Annotated in this window: 12 protein-coding genes; all 12 read left to right on the top strand. The window is 73.2% G+C overall.

Annotation, left to right across the window (positions count from 1 at the left end; translation table 11 throughout):
* The first annotated feature begins 212 nt into the window (after window positions 1–212).
* Window positions 213–1,100 carry an LAETG motif-containing sortase-dependent surface protein gene (locus AMK13_RS11095; RefSeq protein ID WP_074002002.1) on the top strand — a complete coding sequence of 296 codons (888 nt, stop codon included), beginning with the start codon at window positions 213–215 and terminating at the stop codon, window positions 1,098–1,100.
* A gap of 255 nt (window positions 1,101–1,355) precedes the next feature.
* The gene (locus AMK13_RS44045) at window positions 1,356–1,592 is read left to right on the top strand and encodes a hypothetical protein (RefSeq protein ID WP_074002003.1); all 237 of its coding nucleotides are present in this window, start codon (window positions 1,356–1,358) and stop codon (window positions 1,590–1,592) included.
* On the top strand, window positions 1,585–2,946 hold the full coding sequence (locus AMK13_RS11105; RefSeq protein ID WP_241852820.1) for an EF-hand domain-containing protein: 1,362 nt from the start codon (window positions 1,585–1,587) through the stop codon (window positions 2,944–2,946). Before AMK13_RS44045 ends, AMK13_RS11105 begins: the two co-directional genes overlap by 8 nt.
* A gap of 372 nt (window positions 2,947–3,318) precedes the next feature.
* On the top strand, window positions 3,319–4,863 hold the full coding sequence (locus AMK13_RS11110) for a cytochrome ubiquinol oxidase subunit I (protein WP_049651270.1): 1,545 nt from the start codon (window positions 3,319–3,321) through the stop codon (window positions 4,861–4,863).
* 33 nt (window positions 4,864–4,896) lie between these two features.
* A complete protein-coding gene (cydB, locus tag AMK13_RS11115; RefSeq protein WP_074002005.1) occupies window positions 4,897–5,922 on the top strand; it encodes a cytochrome d ubiquinol oxidase subunit II in 1,026 nt (341 codons plus the stop codon).
* A 4-nt stretch (window positions 5,923–5,926) separates the two neighbouring features.
* A complete protein-coding gene (gene cydD / locus AMK13_RS11120) occupies window positions 5,927–9,445 on the top strand; it encodes a thiol reductant ABC exporter subunit CydD (RefSeq protein ID WP_074002006.1) in 3,519 nt (1,172 codons plus the stop codon).
* A gap of 46 nt (window positions 9,446–9,491) precedes the next feature.
* Window positions 9,492–11,390, top strand: coding sequence for a GAF domain-containing sensor histidine kinase (locus tag AMK13_RS11125; RefSeq protein ID WP_079272014.1), 1,899 nt, complete (start codon window positions 9,492–9,494; stop codon window positions 11,388–11,390).
* Between the two features lie 168 nt (window positions 11,391–11,558).
* Window positions 11,559–11,972, top strand: coding sequence for a DUF1508 domain-containing protein (locus AMK13_RS11130; protein WP_074002007.1), 414 nt, complete (start codon window positions 11,559–11,561; stop codon window positions 11,970–11,972).
* Window positions 11,962–12,366, top strand: a complete 405-nt coding sequence (locus AMK13_RS11135) for a hypothetical protein (RefSeq protein WP_049655595.1) — start codon at window positions 11,962–11,964, stop codon at window positions 12,364–12,366. Before AMK13_RS11130 ends, AMK13_RS11135 begins: the two co-directional genes overlap by 11 nt.
* Window positions 12,367–12,816: 450 nt before the next feature.
* Complete coding sequence (locus AMK13_RS11140) at window positions 12,817–13,848, top strand: PstS family phosphate ABC transporter substrate-binding protein (protein ID WP_049655594.1); 1,032 nt, start codon at window positions 12,817–12,819, stop codon at window positions 13,846–13,848.
* An 88-nt stretch (window positions 13,849–13,936) separates the two neighbouring features.
* Window positions 13,937–14,977 (top strand): PstS family phosphate ABC transporter substrate-binding protein, encoded by a 1,041-nt coding sequence (locus AMK13_RS11145; RefSeq protein ID WP_074002008.1) that lies wholly within the window; start codon window positions 13,937–13,939, stop codon window positions 14,975–14,977.
* A 56-nt stretch (window positions 14,978–15,033) separates the two neighbouring features.
* Complete coding sequence (locus tag AMK13_RS11150) at window positions 15,034–15,627, top strand: hypothetical protein (protein ID WP_074002009.1); 594 nt, start codon at window positions 15,034–15,036, stop codon at window positions 15,625–15,627.
* The last annotated feature ends 100 nt before the right edge of the window (window positions 15,628–15,727 follow it).

The raw sequence follows: 15,727 nt of genomic DNA on the forward strand, positions 1-15,727 counted from the left end.
ATGCCACGAATTCGGGCGTTCGGGGCGCGCTTTTGCCCCGGCTTTGTCGACTCGTCAATTCCCCGGCGAACCCGGAAGGTTGGACGCCCGGTCATTGCCGGAATCCGGCATGGAGCGTTAAGAATGCGTGTGCCTATGATCGGCGTCGTCCGGCCGTGAGGAACCCTCCGGCCGTGACCCTTGCTTTTCCTTTCGACCCGAAAGGGGTCATCGTGAACCTCCGCCGTTCGCTGGTCTCGGCCGTCCTCGTCGCCGCCGTCGTCTCGCCCGCCGCCGTGCTCTCCGCCGCGCCCGCCTTCGCGGAGTCGGCGTCGGTGACGCAGACCCGGAGCGACAGCGGCTCGATCGCCGAGCTGGAGCAGGCCGCCGGGGCCGCGGCCAAGGCCCACACGGCGGCCGTCGCGAACGAGGCCGAGGTCACGGCCGAGGCCACCGCGTTCCTGAAGGACCCGCAGCCCTACCAGGGCAGGCTCCAGGAGGCGCGGGCCGCCGCCAAGCAGGCCGCCGCGACCAGGGAGACCACCGACAAGGAGGCCGAGGAGGCCGCCCGGGCGTACGGCACCGCCAAGGAGGAGGACCTCCCCAAGGCCAGGGAGCGGATGCTGAAGGCGTTCGAGGCCGCCAACGCCGCCACCGCCGCGGACGAGAAGGCCAAGGCCGCCGTGACCGCCGCGGGCAAGGCCCTGGACGACGCCAAGGTCGAGGCGTTCCGGCGGATCTCCACGGCCCAGGAGGCCACCAAGGCCGCGGCCGCCACCAAGGCCGCCGCGGACAAGGCGCTCGCCGACGCCCGGGCCGCCGCCGCGAAGCCGGTCGAGAAGCCGGCCGAGCAGCCCGCCGCCGGCACCCCGGCCTCGGACACCGCCGCGACCAAGGCGTCCACCGCGACCAGGGCCACCACCGCCTCGAACAGGTCGACCACCTCGACCAGCACCGCGACCGCCACGCAGGCCGCCACCACCGGCTCGGCCACCGAACTCGCCGACACCGGTTCCAACCCCGCCACCCCGTACCTCGCCCTGGGCTCCGGCCTCGCCCTCGGCCTCGGCGCCGCCGCCCTCTACGTCTCCCGCCGCAAGCCGGCCCGCTCGGCTTCCTGACCCACCAGGTCCGCGCCCGCCCGAAAGGCGGGCGCGACCACCCCCGAACCGCAGGACAGGCCCCGGCCCGTCCTGCGGTTCCGGCGTTCCCGGCCCCGAAACTCCTCGATCGAGTGAACCCGTTGCCGTTCACCCGGCCGACCCCCAGGTCGCGTGCGACCGTGCTGCCGTTGCTCACGCGGGCTCGCGCGGGCTGATCACTGGACGGGAAATTGGGGTGTTCCGATGAGCGCGGTTGCTGTTGAGGAGACCGGCGTGGACCTGGACCAGGCGCTGTGGGAGATGTGGAAGTCCATGGACGTCCCCGAGGGCATCCATGTGGAGATCATCGAGGGGTTCGACGCAGTCACCGTCCTCACCGGCCCCGACCCCGAGCGCCGTGCCTACGCGACCTCGACCCGGGTCCCGTACGGCAAGGAGGCCGTGATCCCCGAGGGCCCCGCCAAGGGCTTCGTGATCGGTCCCGAGATCACCGGTGAGCGCCGTGGCTGAACGCGGCGCGTCGTTCAGGCGGGACCTGTCGGAGTGGCGGATCGTGCTGGTCGCGTGGCGGCTGCTGGTGCTGCAGGCGGCGGATCCGGTGGTGGCGGCGGGGATGGCGGAGCACTCGACGTACCGGGCGCACCCGTGGCGGCGGGTGGAGCACACGCTGGGCAGCGGGCGACGGCTGTTCTACCAGGACGCGGACGCGCTGCGCCGGGAGGTCGCGCGGCTGGAGCGGGCGCACAAGCGGATCCGGGGGACGGGGCCGGACGGGCGGCCGTACGACGCCGGGGACGCGGCGACCAGGGCGTGGGTGCTGCTGACGCTCTTCGAGGGCGTGGTCGCGATGCGCCGGCTGGGCGGGGACCGGTACGACGCGGGGGAGTTGGCGCAGGCGTACGCGGAGTTCCGGGAGGCGGTCGCCGTCTTCGACCTCCCGAAGGGCGAGATCCCGGAAACCGTGGGGGAGTTGCCGGCCTACTTCGCCCGGTACGCGCGGGAGCGGCTGGAGCACACCGAGGCGGCGCGCCACCTGTTGGACGACCTGCTGCGCGAGGCGCCCGCGCCGCGCCGGCTCCGGTTCCTCGGCGACGCGGGTTGGCGGGTGGTGCGGGTGGTGGTCGCCCGGGCGATCCGCGAGCTGACGGTGGCGGACCTGCCGCCGGCGGTGCGGGAGCGGTTCGGGCTGGTCCGGACCCGGCGGGCCGCGCTGCTGTCCGCCGTGCTGCACCGCGGTGCCGGTGCGGTCGTCCCGCTCCTCCCGGACCGGCTGCGCTACCGCTCCCCGGAGGAGCACCGGGCGCCGAAGCGCCACCGCCCGCACCGGGACGGCCGGGGGCCCCGGCTGGACCGCTTCTTCCGCGAGGTGCTCGACCAGACCGGCGACGGCTTCATCACCGCGCACGACCTGCGGGCGATGGCGCACAACGTGTGCTGGCAGCTGGAGTTGGACGAGGCGGGCGAGGCCCGGGTGTACGAGGCCTTCGACAGCTGGTGGGAGCAGCTGCGCGCGGTGATGGACGCGAACGGGGACGGGAGGGTCAGCCGGGAGGAGTTCGTGGCGGCGACCCTGGCCGGCCTGGACCGGGACGAGGCCTACCTGGAGCGGGGGCTGCTGCCCGCGCTGCGGGCGGTGTTCACCGCGGCCGACACCGACGGCAGCGGCTTCCTGGAGTTCGACGAGTACCGCGCGGTGTTCGGCGGGCCGCGCGTGCACCCGGCGGAGCTGTCGCACGGTTTCCGCCGGCTGGACGCCGACGGGGACGGGCGGATCACCCGGGAGGAGTTCCTGGCCGGATTCACCGGGTTCTTCACGGCCCGCGCCGATTCCGTCCCGGGCACCGAGCTGCTCGGCCGCCCGTAGGACGTGGCCCGCAGAGGCGAGTCCGAGGACAGGCCCTAGCACGCGGATCCCGTCGGGGCGACCGGGTCGCGGGCCTGTCAAGCGCCGGTTCGGCCAACAACTTCCGGCCGTCCGCCCGGTCGTTCGTTGCCCCGGCCCGCGGTGGGTCCGCAGACTGTGCGGACCGCGCCGCGGCCCGTGACGCAGCGCACAGCCTGTCAATCCCACCCCACCTGCGGTTCCCCCGTAAGGATGGTGGATACTGCTCCTTGTGAACGTGTTCACGTTCACAAGCGGACAAGCTTGCGTGGTTGAGCAACGGTCTACGGCTATAGATGAAGTTTGTCCGGAAGATGCCCGTCGTCACGCGGGCAGGTTGGGAGAGAGGGCGACGTGGAACTGGCAATCGCTCACGAAACCATCGCGCGATGGCAATTCGGCATCACCACCGTCTACCACTTCCTCTTCGTCCCGCTCACGATCAGCCTGGCCGCGATCGTGGCCGGTCTGGAGACCGCCTGGGTGCGGACGAACAAGGAGAAGTACTTCCACGCCACCAAGTTCTGGGGAAAGCTCTTCCTCATCAACATCGCGATGGGCGTGGTCACCGGCATCGTCCAGGAGTTCCAGTTCGGCATGAACTGGTCCGACTACTCCCGCTTCGTCGGCGACGTCTTCGGCGCCCCGCTCGCGATGGAGGCGCTGATCGCCTTCTTCTTCGAGTCCACCTTCATCGGCCTGTGGATCTTCGGCTGGGACAAGCTGCCGAGGAAGATCCACTGCGCCTGCATGTGGATGGTGGCGCTGGGCACCGTGCTCTCGGGCTACTTCATCCTGGCCGCCAACTCCTGGATGCAGCACCCGGTCGGCTACGCGATCGACCCGGTCACCGGCAAGGCCCAGCTGACCGACGTCGTCCGGGTGCTGTTCCAGAACACCACCCTGGTGGTCGTCTTCCACACCCTGACCGCCGCCTTCCTCACCGGAGCGGCCTTCGTCGTCGGCATCGCCTCCTTCCACCTCTGGAAGGCCAAGCGCAAGCCCGAGACCGCCGACCCGAAGAAGACCGCCGCGATGCGCACCTCGCTGCGGCTCGGCCTGGTGCTCGCGGTCGTCTTCGGCGCCGGCACCGCGCTCAGCGGCGACACCCTGGGCAAGGTCATGTTCGAGCAGCAGCCGATGAAGATGGCCGCCGCCGAGGCGCTGTGGGAGACCCAGGCGCCGGCGCCGTTCTCGGTCTTCGCGGTCGGGGACGTCAGCAAGGGCCACAACTCGGTCGCCCTGGAGATCCCCGGGATACTCTCCTTCCTCGCCCACAGCGACTTCAGCTCGTCCGTCCCCGGCATCAACGACACCGCCGCCGCCGAGGCCGCCCAGCACGGCGGCGACCCCAAGGACTACATCCCGAGCATCTTCGTCACCTACTGGGGCTTCCGCCTCATGATCGGCTTCGGGATGACCTCCTTCCTGGCCGGCCTGATCGGCCTGTGGACCACCCGGAAGAAGCTCTTCCTGCACCCCGAGTTCCGCACCGGCGAGACCGAGGTGCCCCGGCTGATGCTCACCCCCAGGCGCGAGCTGGGGCCGCAGCTGACCAAGTGGAGCTGGCGGATCGGCATCCTGACCATGGGCTTCCCGCTGATCGCCAACAGCTTCGGCTGGATCTTCACCGAGATGGGCCGTCAGCCCTGGGCCGTCTTCGGCCTGATGACCACGGCCAGCGCGGTCTCCCCCAACGTCAGCGTCGGCACCCAGATCGGCGCGCTGGCCACCTTCACCACGCTGTACGCGATCCTCGCCGTCATCGAGGTCCGGCTGCTGGTCAAGTACGCCAAGGCCGGCCCGGTGGTGACCGAGCAGCCGCCCACCAAGGACCCGTCGTTGCGCGGACCGTCCTCGGACGAGGACGCCGACAAGCCGCTCGCCTTCGCCTACTGAGGCGCCGGGACACCGGGGAACTGAGGATCTGACATGCAACTCCACGACGTCTGGTTCGTGCTGATCGCGGTCCTGTGGATCGGCTACTTCTTCCTGGAGGGCTTCGACTTCGGGATCGGCGTGCTGACCAAGCCGCTGGCCCGCAACACCGCCGAGCGGCGGGTGCTGATCAACACCATCGGCCCGGTCTGGGACGGCAACGAGGTCTGGCTGCTGACCGCCGGCGGCGCCACCTTCGCGGCCTTCCCGGACTGGTACGCGACGCTCTTCAGCGGCTTCTACATCCCGCTGCTGGTCATCCTGGTCTGCCTGATCGTCCGCGGGGTGGCCTTCGAGTACCGGGCCAAGAACGACGGCGCCCGCTGGCAGCGGAACTGGGAGGAGGCCATCTTCTGGACCTCCCTCCTCCCGGCCTTCCTCTGGGGCGTGGCCTTCGCCAACATCGTGCGCGGCGTGGACATCGACGCGCAGAAGAACTACGTCGGCACCCTCTGGGACCTGCTGAACCCGTACGCGCTGCTCGGCGGCCTGGTGACGCTCGCCCTGTTCACCCTGCACGGCTCGGTGTTCGCCGCGCTCAAGACGGTCGGCGAGATCCGCGAGCGGGCCCGCAGGTCCGCCCTGGTCTCCGGCCTGGCGACCGCCGTGCTGGCGCTGGCCTTCCTGACCTGGACCCAGGTGGACCACGGCAACGGCCGCAGCCTCGCCGCGATGATCGTCGCGGTGGTCGCCCTGCTCGGCGCCCTGGCGGCCAACCAGCTCGGCCGCGAGGGATGGGCGTTCAGCCTCTCCGGGGCGACCATCGTGGCCGCGGTCGCGATGCTCTTCCTGGCGCTCTTCCCGGACGTCATGCCTTCCACCCTGAACCCGGAGTGGAGCCTGACCGTCAGCAACGCCGCGTCCTCGCCGTACACGCTGAAGGTGATGACCGTCGTGGCGGCGATCTTCACCCCGCTGGTGCTGCTCTACCAGGGCTGGACGTACTGGGTGTTCCGCAAGCGGATCGGCGTCCAGCACATCCCCGGGCACAACCCGGCCGCCCCGCTCGACCAGGCCTGACGCCGTGAAGCCGGTCGACCCCCGACTCCTCGGGTACGCCCGCACCACCAGGGCCTTCCTCGCCGGATCCGTGCTGCTCGGCGCGGTCGGCGCGGCCCTGGTGGTCGCCCAGGCGAGTCTGATCGCCGAGATCGTCGTCCGCGCCTTCCAGCGCGGGGCGACGCTCGGCGAGCTGACCACGCCGCTGCTGCTGCTCGCCCTGACCGCGGTCGGGCGCGGGCTGGTCGGCTGGCTCACCGAACTCACCGCCCACCGGTCCGTCGCCCGGGTGAAGTCCACCCTGCGGCGCCGGCTGCTCGACCACGCCACCGCGCTCGGCCCGTCCTACCTGGCGGGCCGGCGCACCGGCGAACTCACCACCCTCGCCACCCGCGGCATCGACGCGCTGGACGACTACTTCGCCCGCTACCTGCCGCAGCTGGCGCTGGCCGTGGTCGTCCCGGTGATCGTGCTGCTGCGGATCGTCGGCGCCGACTTCACCTCGGCCGCGGTCATCGCCGGGACGCTGCCGCTGATCCCGCTGTTCATGGTGCTGATCGGGATGGCCACCCAGTCCCGGATGGACCGGCAGTGGAACACCCTGTCCCGGCTCTCCCACCACTTCCTCGACGTGGTCGCCGGATTGCCCACCCTCAAGGTGTTCAACCGGGCCCGCACCCAGGCCGCCACCATCGCCCGGATCACCGCCGACTACCGCCGGGCCACCCTGCGCACCCTGCGGATCGCCTTCGTCTCCTCCTTCACCCTGGAGCTGCTCTCCACCCTGTCCGTCGCGCTGGTCGCCGTCACCGTCGGCTTCCGGCTGGTGGACGGCACGCTCGACCTGGAGACCGGGCTGCTGATCCTGGTGCTCGCCCCCGAGGTGTACTTCCCGATCCGCCAGGTCGGCGCGCTCTACCACTCCAGCGTCGAGGGGCTGACCGCCGCCGACGAGCTGTTCCGGGTGCTGGAGACCCCGCTGCCCGCCGCCGGCACCACCCCGGCACCCGACCTCGCGAGCGCCGTGATCGCCGCCGAGGGCCTGGTCGTCCGGCACCCCGGGCGCACCGAGCCCGCGCTGGACGGCGCCGCGCTGACCCTGCGCCCGGGCTCCAGCACGGCGCTCACCGGCCCCAGCGGCGCCGGCAAGTCCACCCTGCTGGCCGTGCTGCTCGGCCTCACCGCCCCGTCGTCGGGCACCGTCCGGATCACCGCCGCCGACGGCCGTACGACGTACGACCTGGCCGAGCTGGAGCCGGAGAGCTGGCGGCGGCAGATCGCCTGGGTGCCGCAGCACCCGCACCTGTTCGCCGGGACGGTCGCCGAGAACCTGCGGCTCTACCGGCCGGAGGCCACCGACGAGCAGCTGTGGACGGCGCTGCGGGCCGCGCACGCGCTCGACTTCGTGACCGACCTGGCCGCCGTCCTGGGGGAGGACGGCGCCGGGCTCTCCGCCGGGCAGCGCCAGCGCCTCGCCCTCGCCCGGGTGCTGCTCGCCGAGGACCGGCCGCTGGTGCTGCTGGACGAGCCGACCGCCAACCTGGACGGCGCCTCCGAGGCGGCCGTGGTGGACGCCGTCCGGGCGCTCGCCGCCGACCCGGCGCGCACCGTGCTGGTGGTCGCGCACCGGCCCGCCCTGCTGGCCGTCGCCGACCGGCGGGTACGGCTGGCGGCCGCCCCGGCGGCCGCCGCCCCGGCCGCCCCGGTGGCGCCGCTCGCCCACAGCGGCCGCCCCACTCCCGCCCCCGCCGTCGCCGAGGAGCCCCGGCCCGAGGGCGGCGGCACCCCCCGGCTGGCGCTCTCGATCCTGCTCGGCGCGCTCGCCCTCGGCTGCGCCGTCGCGCTGATGGCCACCTCCGGCTACCTGATCTCCCGGGCCTCCGAGATGCCGCCGGTGCTCTACCTGATGATGGCCGTCACCTCGGTACGGGCCTTCGGCATCGGCCGCAGCGTCTTCCGCTACGCCGAGCGGCTGGTCTCGCACGACGCGGTGCTGCGCACCCTCGGCACCCTGCGGGCCGCCGTCTACCGGCGGCTGAGCGCGCTCGCCCCGGCCGGACTGCCCGCCTTCCGGCGCGGCGACCTGCTCTCCCGGCTGGTCGCCGACGTGGACGCCGTCCAGGACCACTACCTGCGCTGGCGGCTGCCGGCCGCGGTGGCCGGCCTGGTCGCGCTGGCCTCGACCGCGGCGATGGCCGCCTTCCTGCCGGCCGCCGGGCTGGTGCTCGGCCTCGGACTGCTGCTCGCGGGCGGGCTGGTGCCCGCCCTGGCCGCCCGCTGGTCGGCCGGCGCCGAGCGGCGCCAGGCCCCGGCGCGCGGGCGCCTGGCCACCGCCGTGGTGGACGCCTTCACCGGCACCGCCGAGCTCACCGTGGCCGGCGCGCTGCCCGGCCGGCTGGCCGCCGTCCGTAGCGCCGACGCCGCGCTGACCGGGCTGGCCGCCCGCTCGGCCGCCACCACGGCGCTCGGCACCGGGCTGATCGCCCTGCTCACCGGGCTGACCGTGACCGCCGCGGCCGCCGTCGGCGTCCAGGGGGTGCGCGACGGGGTGCTGGCGCCGGTCTGCCTGGCCGTGGTGGTGCTGACCCCGCTGGCCGCCTTCGAGGCCGTCACCGGGATGCCGCTCGCCGTCCAGGCCCGCCAGCGCAGCCGCGCCGCGCGGGCCCGGCTGGACGAGGTGCTCTCCGCCGAAGCCCCGGTCGCCGAGCCCGCCGAACCGGTGGCACTGCCCGAGCGGCCGCTGCCCGTCGCGGTGCGCGGGCTGACCGTACGGCACCCCGGGCAGACGGCGGACGCGCTCGTCGGGGTGGACCTCGACCTCGCGGCCGGCCGCCGGATCGCCGTGGTCGGCCCGTCCGGCTCCGGCAAGACCACCCTCGCCCAGGCGCTGCTGCGCTTCCTGGAGCCGAGCGCCGGGACGGTGCGGTTCGCCGACGGCCGCCCCGAGGCGGTGGACAGCCGCGCGCTGGCGGGCGAGTCCGTCCGCCGGGTGATCGGGCTCTGCGCCCAGGACGCCCACGTCTTCGACAGCTCGCTGCGGGAGAACCTGCGGCTGGCCCGGCCGGCGGCGGGGGAGGAGGAGCTGCGCGCCGCGCTGGCCGCCGCCCGGCTGCTGGAGTGGACCGAGGGCCTGCCGGACGGCCTGGACACCATGGTCGGCGAGCACGGCGCCCGGCTCTCCGGCGGCCAGCGCCGGCGGCTGGCGCTCGCCCGGGCGCTGCTCGCGGACTTCCCCGTGCTGGTCCTGGACGAGCCCGCCGAGCACCTCGACCTGCCCACCGCCGACGCCCTCACCGCCGACCTGCTGGCCGCCACCGAGGGCCGCACCACCGTGCTGATCACCCACCGGCTGGCCGGGCTGGACGACACCACGGTGGACGAGGTGCTGGTGCTGGACGGCGGACGGGTGGCCGAGCGGGGCCGCTGGTCGGAGCTGGTCGCCGACCCGGACGGGCGACTGCACGCGATGTGGCGGCGGGAGCGGGAGGCGGACGGGCTGCTGGAGCCGGTTCCGGCCGCCGCCGGCCGGGCCGTCACCCGTTAGTCGCGCCGTCCTTCGGCTGAAAAGCGTACAAACGTAGGCTTTCTTCATGGACCCCACGCCGGACCTCCCGCCCGACCCCGCTCCGGGCTTCCCGTCGGACCCCGTTCCGGGCCTTCCGTCGGACCCCGCTCCGGGCCTCCCGTCGGACCTCCCCGGGGCCGCCGCCGAGCAGACGCCCCACCAGGTGCCGGAGATCGCCTCACTCGGGCTGGACACCCTGGTCACCGAGGTCGCCGAGCGCCTGCAGTCGGCCGCCGCGGTCACCGACCGGATGCAGCGGCTGCTGGAGGCGGTGGTCTCGATCGGGGCCGGGCTGGACCTGCACGCCACCCTGCACCGGATCGCCGTGGGCGCCGCCGAACTGGTCGACGCCCGCTACGCGGCGCTCGGCGTGATCGCCCCCGGCGGCACCGGCCTGGCCGACTTCATCCACGTCGGGGTCGACGACGAGACCGCCGCCGAGATCGGCGAACTGCCCGCCGGCCGGGGCATCCTCGGCGCGCTCATCGACCGCCCCGAGCCGCTGCGGCTGGCCGACCTCCGCACCGACCCGCGCTCCTCCGGCTTCCCGCCGCACCACCCCTGCATGAGGACCTTCCTGGGCGTGCCGATCCGGGTCCGCGCGGAGGTGTTCGGCAACCTCTACCTCACCGAGAAGAAGGGCGGCGGCGCCTTCACCCCCGAGGACGAGCAGGTGGTGCACGCGCTCGCCGCGGCGGCCGGCGTGGCCATCGAGAACTCCCGGCTGTACGAGGAGGGCCGCCGCCGCGAACGCTGGATCGCCGGCGCCGCCGCCGTCGCCACCGCCCTGCTCTCCGCCGAGCAGGCCGAGAGCGCGCTGACCGTCGCCGCCGAGCAGGTACGGGAGCTGGCGGACGCCGCGCTCGGCATGATCCTGCTGCCGACCGGCCCGGAGGGCGGCGGCGAGGGCGACGGGCAGATGCGGGTCGCGCACGCCTCCGGCGAACTGGCCGAGTACGTCCGCGGCGAACTGCTGCCCCGGGAGAGCTTCGCGGCGCGGCTGCTCGCGGGGGAGAGCGTCTACCTGGACGACATGTCCAGCGACCCGACCGTGGTGATCCGGCTCGCCCGCCGCTTCGGCCCGTCCATGGCCGTGCCGATGGTCGCCGCCGGGCGGGTGCTCGGCGGGCTCTGCGTCTGGCGCCCGCACGGCGCGGTGCCGTTCACCGACAGCGAGAAGCAGCTCGCCGAGACCTTCGCCTCGCAGGCCGCGCTGGCCCTGCGGCTCGCCGAGGGCCAGCGCGACCAGCAGCGGCTGGCCGTCTTCCAGGACCGCGACCGGATCGCCCGCGACCTGCACGACCTGGTGATCCAACGGCTGTTCGCCACCGGGATGATGCTGGAGAGCGCCGCCCGGCGGGCCGTCGTCCCCGAGGTCAGGGTCGGCATCGGCAAGGCGGTGGACGAGCTGGACGCCACCATCCAGGAGGTCCGCACCACCATCTACGCCCTCCAGCACGACGACCACGGCGACGCGCCGGACACCCTGCGCACCCGGGTGCTGCGGGAGGCCAGCCAGGCCGCGGCCGCGCTCGGCTTCAAGCCCTCGGTGAGCTTCGTCGGGCCGGTGGAGAGCCTGGTCGGGGAGAAGACCGGCCGTCAACTGCTCGCCGCCCTGCGCGAGATGCTCTCCAACACGGCCCGGCACGCGCGCGCCTCCCGGGTCGGCGTGGAGATCGACGCGACCACCCACCTGGGCGAGGACGGCCGCCCGGTGGGCGGCGACCCGGACTCGCTGGACCGGGGCGGCCGGCCCGGCGTGCTGCTCACCGTGACCGACGACGGGGTGGGCATCCCGGCCGGCGGCCGGCGCAGCGGCCTGCTCAACCTCACCCGGCGCGCCGAGGCGCTCGGCGGCGACGCCTGGCACGAGAGCGGGCCGTACCGCAAGGGCACGATGGTGCGCTGGACGGCCCGGCTCTGAGGGTTCCGACCGGGACTACCACCAAGAACCGGTGAAAGTTAAACGAGAGAGAACTTCCCGACCAACAGCGCAAGTTGTGAACGTTCTGGGCTTTCGGGGGCTCCGTGTGCACACATAGCTTTGCTCCGCTCGGAGGGGAAACCGGAGGGCAACCGGACGGAGGGGGCAGTGAACGCTGCCGGCCGCGGTCACACCGCAGCAGGGGCAAGTCGAGGGGGTTTCCGCGCCGAACGGGCAGCGGACGGGCGCTACCGCTGGCAACTGAAGGCGTCCAACGGCCGGGTGGTCGCGATCACCCCGGCCGCGTTCGAGACGGCGGGCGAGGCCGAGCGGGGCTTCGACGGCCTGCGCGCCGCGGCGCCCGGGCTCACCGCGCGCATCACCCACGTGCGGGAGGGCATCGGCTGGATCTGGGTCGTCCCGGGCTCGCGCGCCCTCCCCGAGGTGCGCTCCAGCCGCGCGTACGAGCGGTACGCGACCTGCCAGAACGCCTTCCGGCGGTTCGTGGTGCTGCTCTCCAAGCAGCCTCCGCACGAACTCCCGGAGCCCGCCGTACCGTTGAGACGCACCGATGGCCGCTGAGCGACGCGGCCCGCGACTGCTGATCGTGCCGGCGGCCGACCGCTGCCTCGGCTGGGCACTGCGGGCCGCCAACGGGAGGCCGCTCGGGGTCGGCGTACGGACGTACCGCAGCGAGGACGAACTCGCCGAGGCCGTCCGGGTGCTGCTGATCGAACGGGCCGCGCTGCGGTGCTCGGTCGGGCAGTCCGAAGGACGTCAGTGGGTCTGGGCCGCCTACCTGCCGGTGCGCAGCACCCGGCCGGGGGCGGCCGACGCCGTCCCGGTCGCCCGCAGCGCCCGGGGATACCTGCGGCGGGACCAGTGCCAGGCGGGGATCGAGGGGTTCCTGGCCGGACTGCAGTGGGTGGGGCAGGAGTTGCGGCGATCGGGGCGGGACGGCCGCCGACCGCTGTAGGAGACCGTGTGCATGGCGGTCCGTCGAACGCGACGGGCCGCCATGTCGGCATGTCCGGAGGCGTGTCGGGGCGTATCCGGAGCATGTCCGGAGCATGTCCGGGGGCGCGTCCGGAGGCGGCGGTTCCGTCCACGGCCCCCGTCCGTGCAGTTCCGGTGAAGGGCAGGTTTCCGGCAACACCCCGAGCAGCTTCCTGGAGAAGAACGTCGACCGGGTTCGGAGGGCCGGTAGTGCCCCTGTCACGTGCACGCTGACCAGTGGCTAAACCTCGTCGAACCGATGAGTCGACATTCCCCGGCCGGACCCGGCCTCCCTTCCGGCGGAACCTCCCCGCCGGACAGGATCGGCACTGCCGGCGAGGCCGCAGCGGACGCGGCCACACGGCCCCGAACTCCCGAACGGAGTACGGGTTTCACGCGATGTACGTCTCTCCCCCGGAGGAAGAGGAACATGCGTAAGACCGCTGCCAAGCTGCTCACCGTCGCCGCCCTGGCGACCTCCATCGCGACCGTCGCCGGCGGCACCGCCGTCGCCGACCCGGCCGCCGGCGTGACGCCGCGCGCCATCGACTTCGTGGGCACCGGCTCCGACACCACCCAGGCCGTCGTGAACCAGCTCGCCGCCGACTACAACGCGTCGCTGACCGACCCGAACGCCCCCCGCGTCTACAGCTGGGACGCGACCCCCACCGGCACCACCATCACCCCCAAGGCCGGTTCCGCCGCGATCGCCCGCCCGAACGGCTCCGGCGCCGGCATCAAGGCGCTGGCCACCTACACCAACACCACGGTGGACTTCGCCCGCTCCTCGCGCGGCCCGCAGTCGAGCGACCCGAGCAGCGACTACTTCGTCAGCCTGGCGAAGGACGCCGTCGCCTGGGCCGCCCCGGCCACCGGCAACGCCCCGGCGAACCTGACCACCGGGAACCTGAAGGACATCTTCACCTGTGCGGTGACCAACTGGCACGACATCGACGCGTCGCTGCCGAACGCCACCATCAAGCCCTTCCTGCCGCAGACCGACTCCGGCACCCGCTCCTACTTCCTGACCACCATCGGTGGCGGCGTCGCGGTCACCCCCGGTGGCTGCGTCACCAGCGGCACCCAGGAGAACCAGGGCAGCGACTCGGTCCTGGCCGACCCCAACGCGCTGGTCCCCTACTCCGTGGCCCACTACATCGGCCAGGTCTACTACGGCCAGGGCAGCGGCACCGACGTCCAGGGCCCGCTGACCATCCGCAACGTCAACGGTGTCCTGCCGGTGGACACCACGGCCAAGACGATCAGCGCCGCCTTCGCGGCCACCCCGTACTCCCGCGTGGTCTACAACGTCTTCCGTGACACCGAGTGGAACTCGAACGCCACCCTGCGCGCCATCTTCGGCAAGGGCGGCTGGCTCTGCAACAACGGCGCCAACGACCTCAAGAGCTACGGCTTCCTGCCGCTGTCCGCCTTCGCCTGCGGCGCCGTCACCCACTCCTGATCCACCCCGCACCACACCGGCGGCCGCGGGGCCTCGCCCCGCGGCCGCCGGGCCACCCTCACCACGACCGGACGCCGGAGGCGGGCCGATGCGCAGGGCCATGACCATGCTGGGCGGTGCCGCCGCGATCGCCGTCCTGGCGACGACCACCGTCGGCGGTACCGCGCTCGCCGACCCGGCGGCCGGTGTCACACCGCGTGCCGTCGACGTCGTGGGTGTCGGCGACGGGACGACCCAGATCCTGATGAACCGGATCGCGAGCGGCTACAACGCCTCGCTGACGGATCCGGCGACGCCGAGGCTGTACAGCTGGGACACGCGCCCGAGCGGGACCATCACCACCAAGTCGGGTGCCACGACGATCGCCCGGCCCGCGGACCAGCACGCCGGCATGGTCGCGCTGAACGGCCGCACCGGCACCACCGTGGACTTCGCCCGCGCGTCACGCGGCCCGCAGCAGGACGACCTCTCGACGGACGACTTCGTGGCCATCGCCTGGGACGCCGTCGCCTGGGCCGCCCCGGCCACCGGAAACGCCCCGGCGAACCTGAGCACCGGGAACCTGAAGGACATCTACACCTGCGCGGTCACCACCTGGAACCAGATCGACCCGGCGCTGCCGAACGCCACCATCAAGGCCTACCTTCCCCCGCCCGGGACAGGTCTGAGGGCGCACTTCCTGCTCACGATCGGTCGCGGCTACGCGGTCACCCCCGGTGCCTGCGTCACCAGCGGCATCCGGGAGAACCAGGGCAGCGACCCGGTCCTGGCCGACCCCGACGCGTTGATCCCCTACTCGACGGGCTACTACATCGGCCAGGCGTACCAGGGGCAGGGCGGTGGTGAGGACGTGCCGGGTGCCCTGACCCTGAGGTCCGTCGACGGCATCGCGCCCATCGACCCGCAGACCAGGACGATCTCGGCCTCCGCCGTCACGGCGCCGTACGGGGTCGTGCTGTCGAACGTCCTGCGCGACGCGGAGCTGTACGCCGACAACACCCGTGGTGCCGCGCTGCGCGGCATCTTCGGCCGCGGCGGCTGGATCTGCCGCAACGGCGCGGACGCCATCAGGAAGTCCGGCTTCGTCCCGTTGCCGCAGATCGCCTGCGGCTCCGTCACCCATTCCTGAGCCCCGCCGAACCGCACCACCCGCACATCACCTCTCCCTCTCCCAAGGAGTCCAGCATGTCCCGCATCAGCGCCCGCCTGGCCGCTACCGGTGCCGCCGTCGTCCTCTCCCTGACCGCCGTGAGCGGCGTCGCCGTCGCCGACACGGCCACCACCCCGGCCGCCGGCCAGGCCGTGATCACCACCGACGTCAACTTCCTGACGAACGCCGCGCTCAACGGCATCGTGATCATCCCGCTGCAGCCCGCGGACCCGGCGTACGACCAGACGGCGGGCCTCACCGTGACGCTTCCGGTGACCGGCGGCGCCGCGAACATCCCGAACTTCTACGGCGACGTGCAGTTCGGCGGCGGCCTGCTCTTCCTGAACCTCAAGACCGGCAAGAGCGTGGCCTTCAAGCAGCTCGACTTCTCGGTCGACAACGGCTACTTCACCGCCGTTCCGAACGGCTCGACCACGCCGGTCCCGCTGCTCGACCCGTCCGGCGACAACGTGATCACCCGCAGCGGCCTCACCCAGAACCTGACCTCCTCCAGCTTCGAGGTGGACGCGGCCGGCGCGCAGTACCTCGACACCAAGCTGGGCACCGGCTACTTCACCGCCGGCCAGAAGATCGGCAAGCTCGCGCTGTCCTACACCCCGGCGCACTGAACCACCCGGTACCGCTCACCCGGTACTGAACCGCAGGTCGGCGGGCCCGCGCCTCGGCGCGGGCCCTTCGCTTGCGGAGTTCCCAACTCCGGTACGGAGT

This window comes from Streptomyces sp. CB02056 (genome assembly GCF_001905545.1).
Taxonomy (GTDB): domain Bacteria; phylum Actinomycetota; class Actinomycetes; order Streptomycetales; family Streptomycetaceae; genus Kitasatospora.

Coding starts and splice junctions, on each gene's coding strand:
- AMK13_RS11140 (WP_049655594.1), top strand. CDS start 12,817: ATGCGTAAGACCGCTGCCAAGCTGCTCACCGTCGCCGCCCTGGCGACC.
- AMK13_RS11135 (WP_049655595.1), top strand. CDS start 11,962: ATGGCCGCTGAGCGACGCGGCCCGCGACTGCTGATCGTGCCGGCGGCC.
- cydB (WP_074002005.1), top strand. CDS start 4,897: ATGCAACTCCACGACGTCTGGTTCGTGCTGATCGCGGTCCTGTGGATC.
- AMK13_RS11125 (WP_079272014.1), top strand. CDS start 9,492: ATGGACCCCACGCCGGACCTCCCGCCCGACCCCGCTCCGGGCTTCCCG.
- AMK13_RS11145 (WP_074002008.1), top strand. CDS start 13,937: ATGCGCAGGGCCATGACCATGCTGGGCGGTGCCGCCGCGATCGCCGTC.
- AMK13_RS11150 (WP_074002009.1), top strand. CDS start 15,034: ATGTCCCGCATCAGCGCCCGCCTGGCCGCTACCGGTGCCGCCGTCGTC.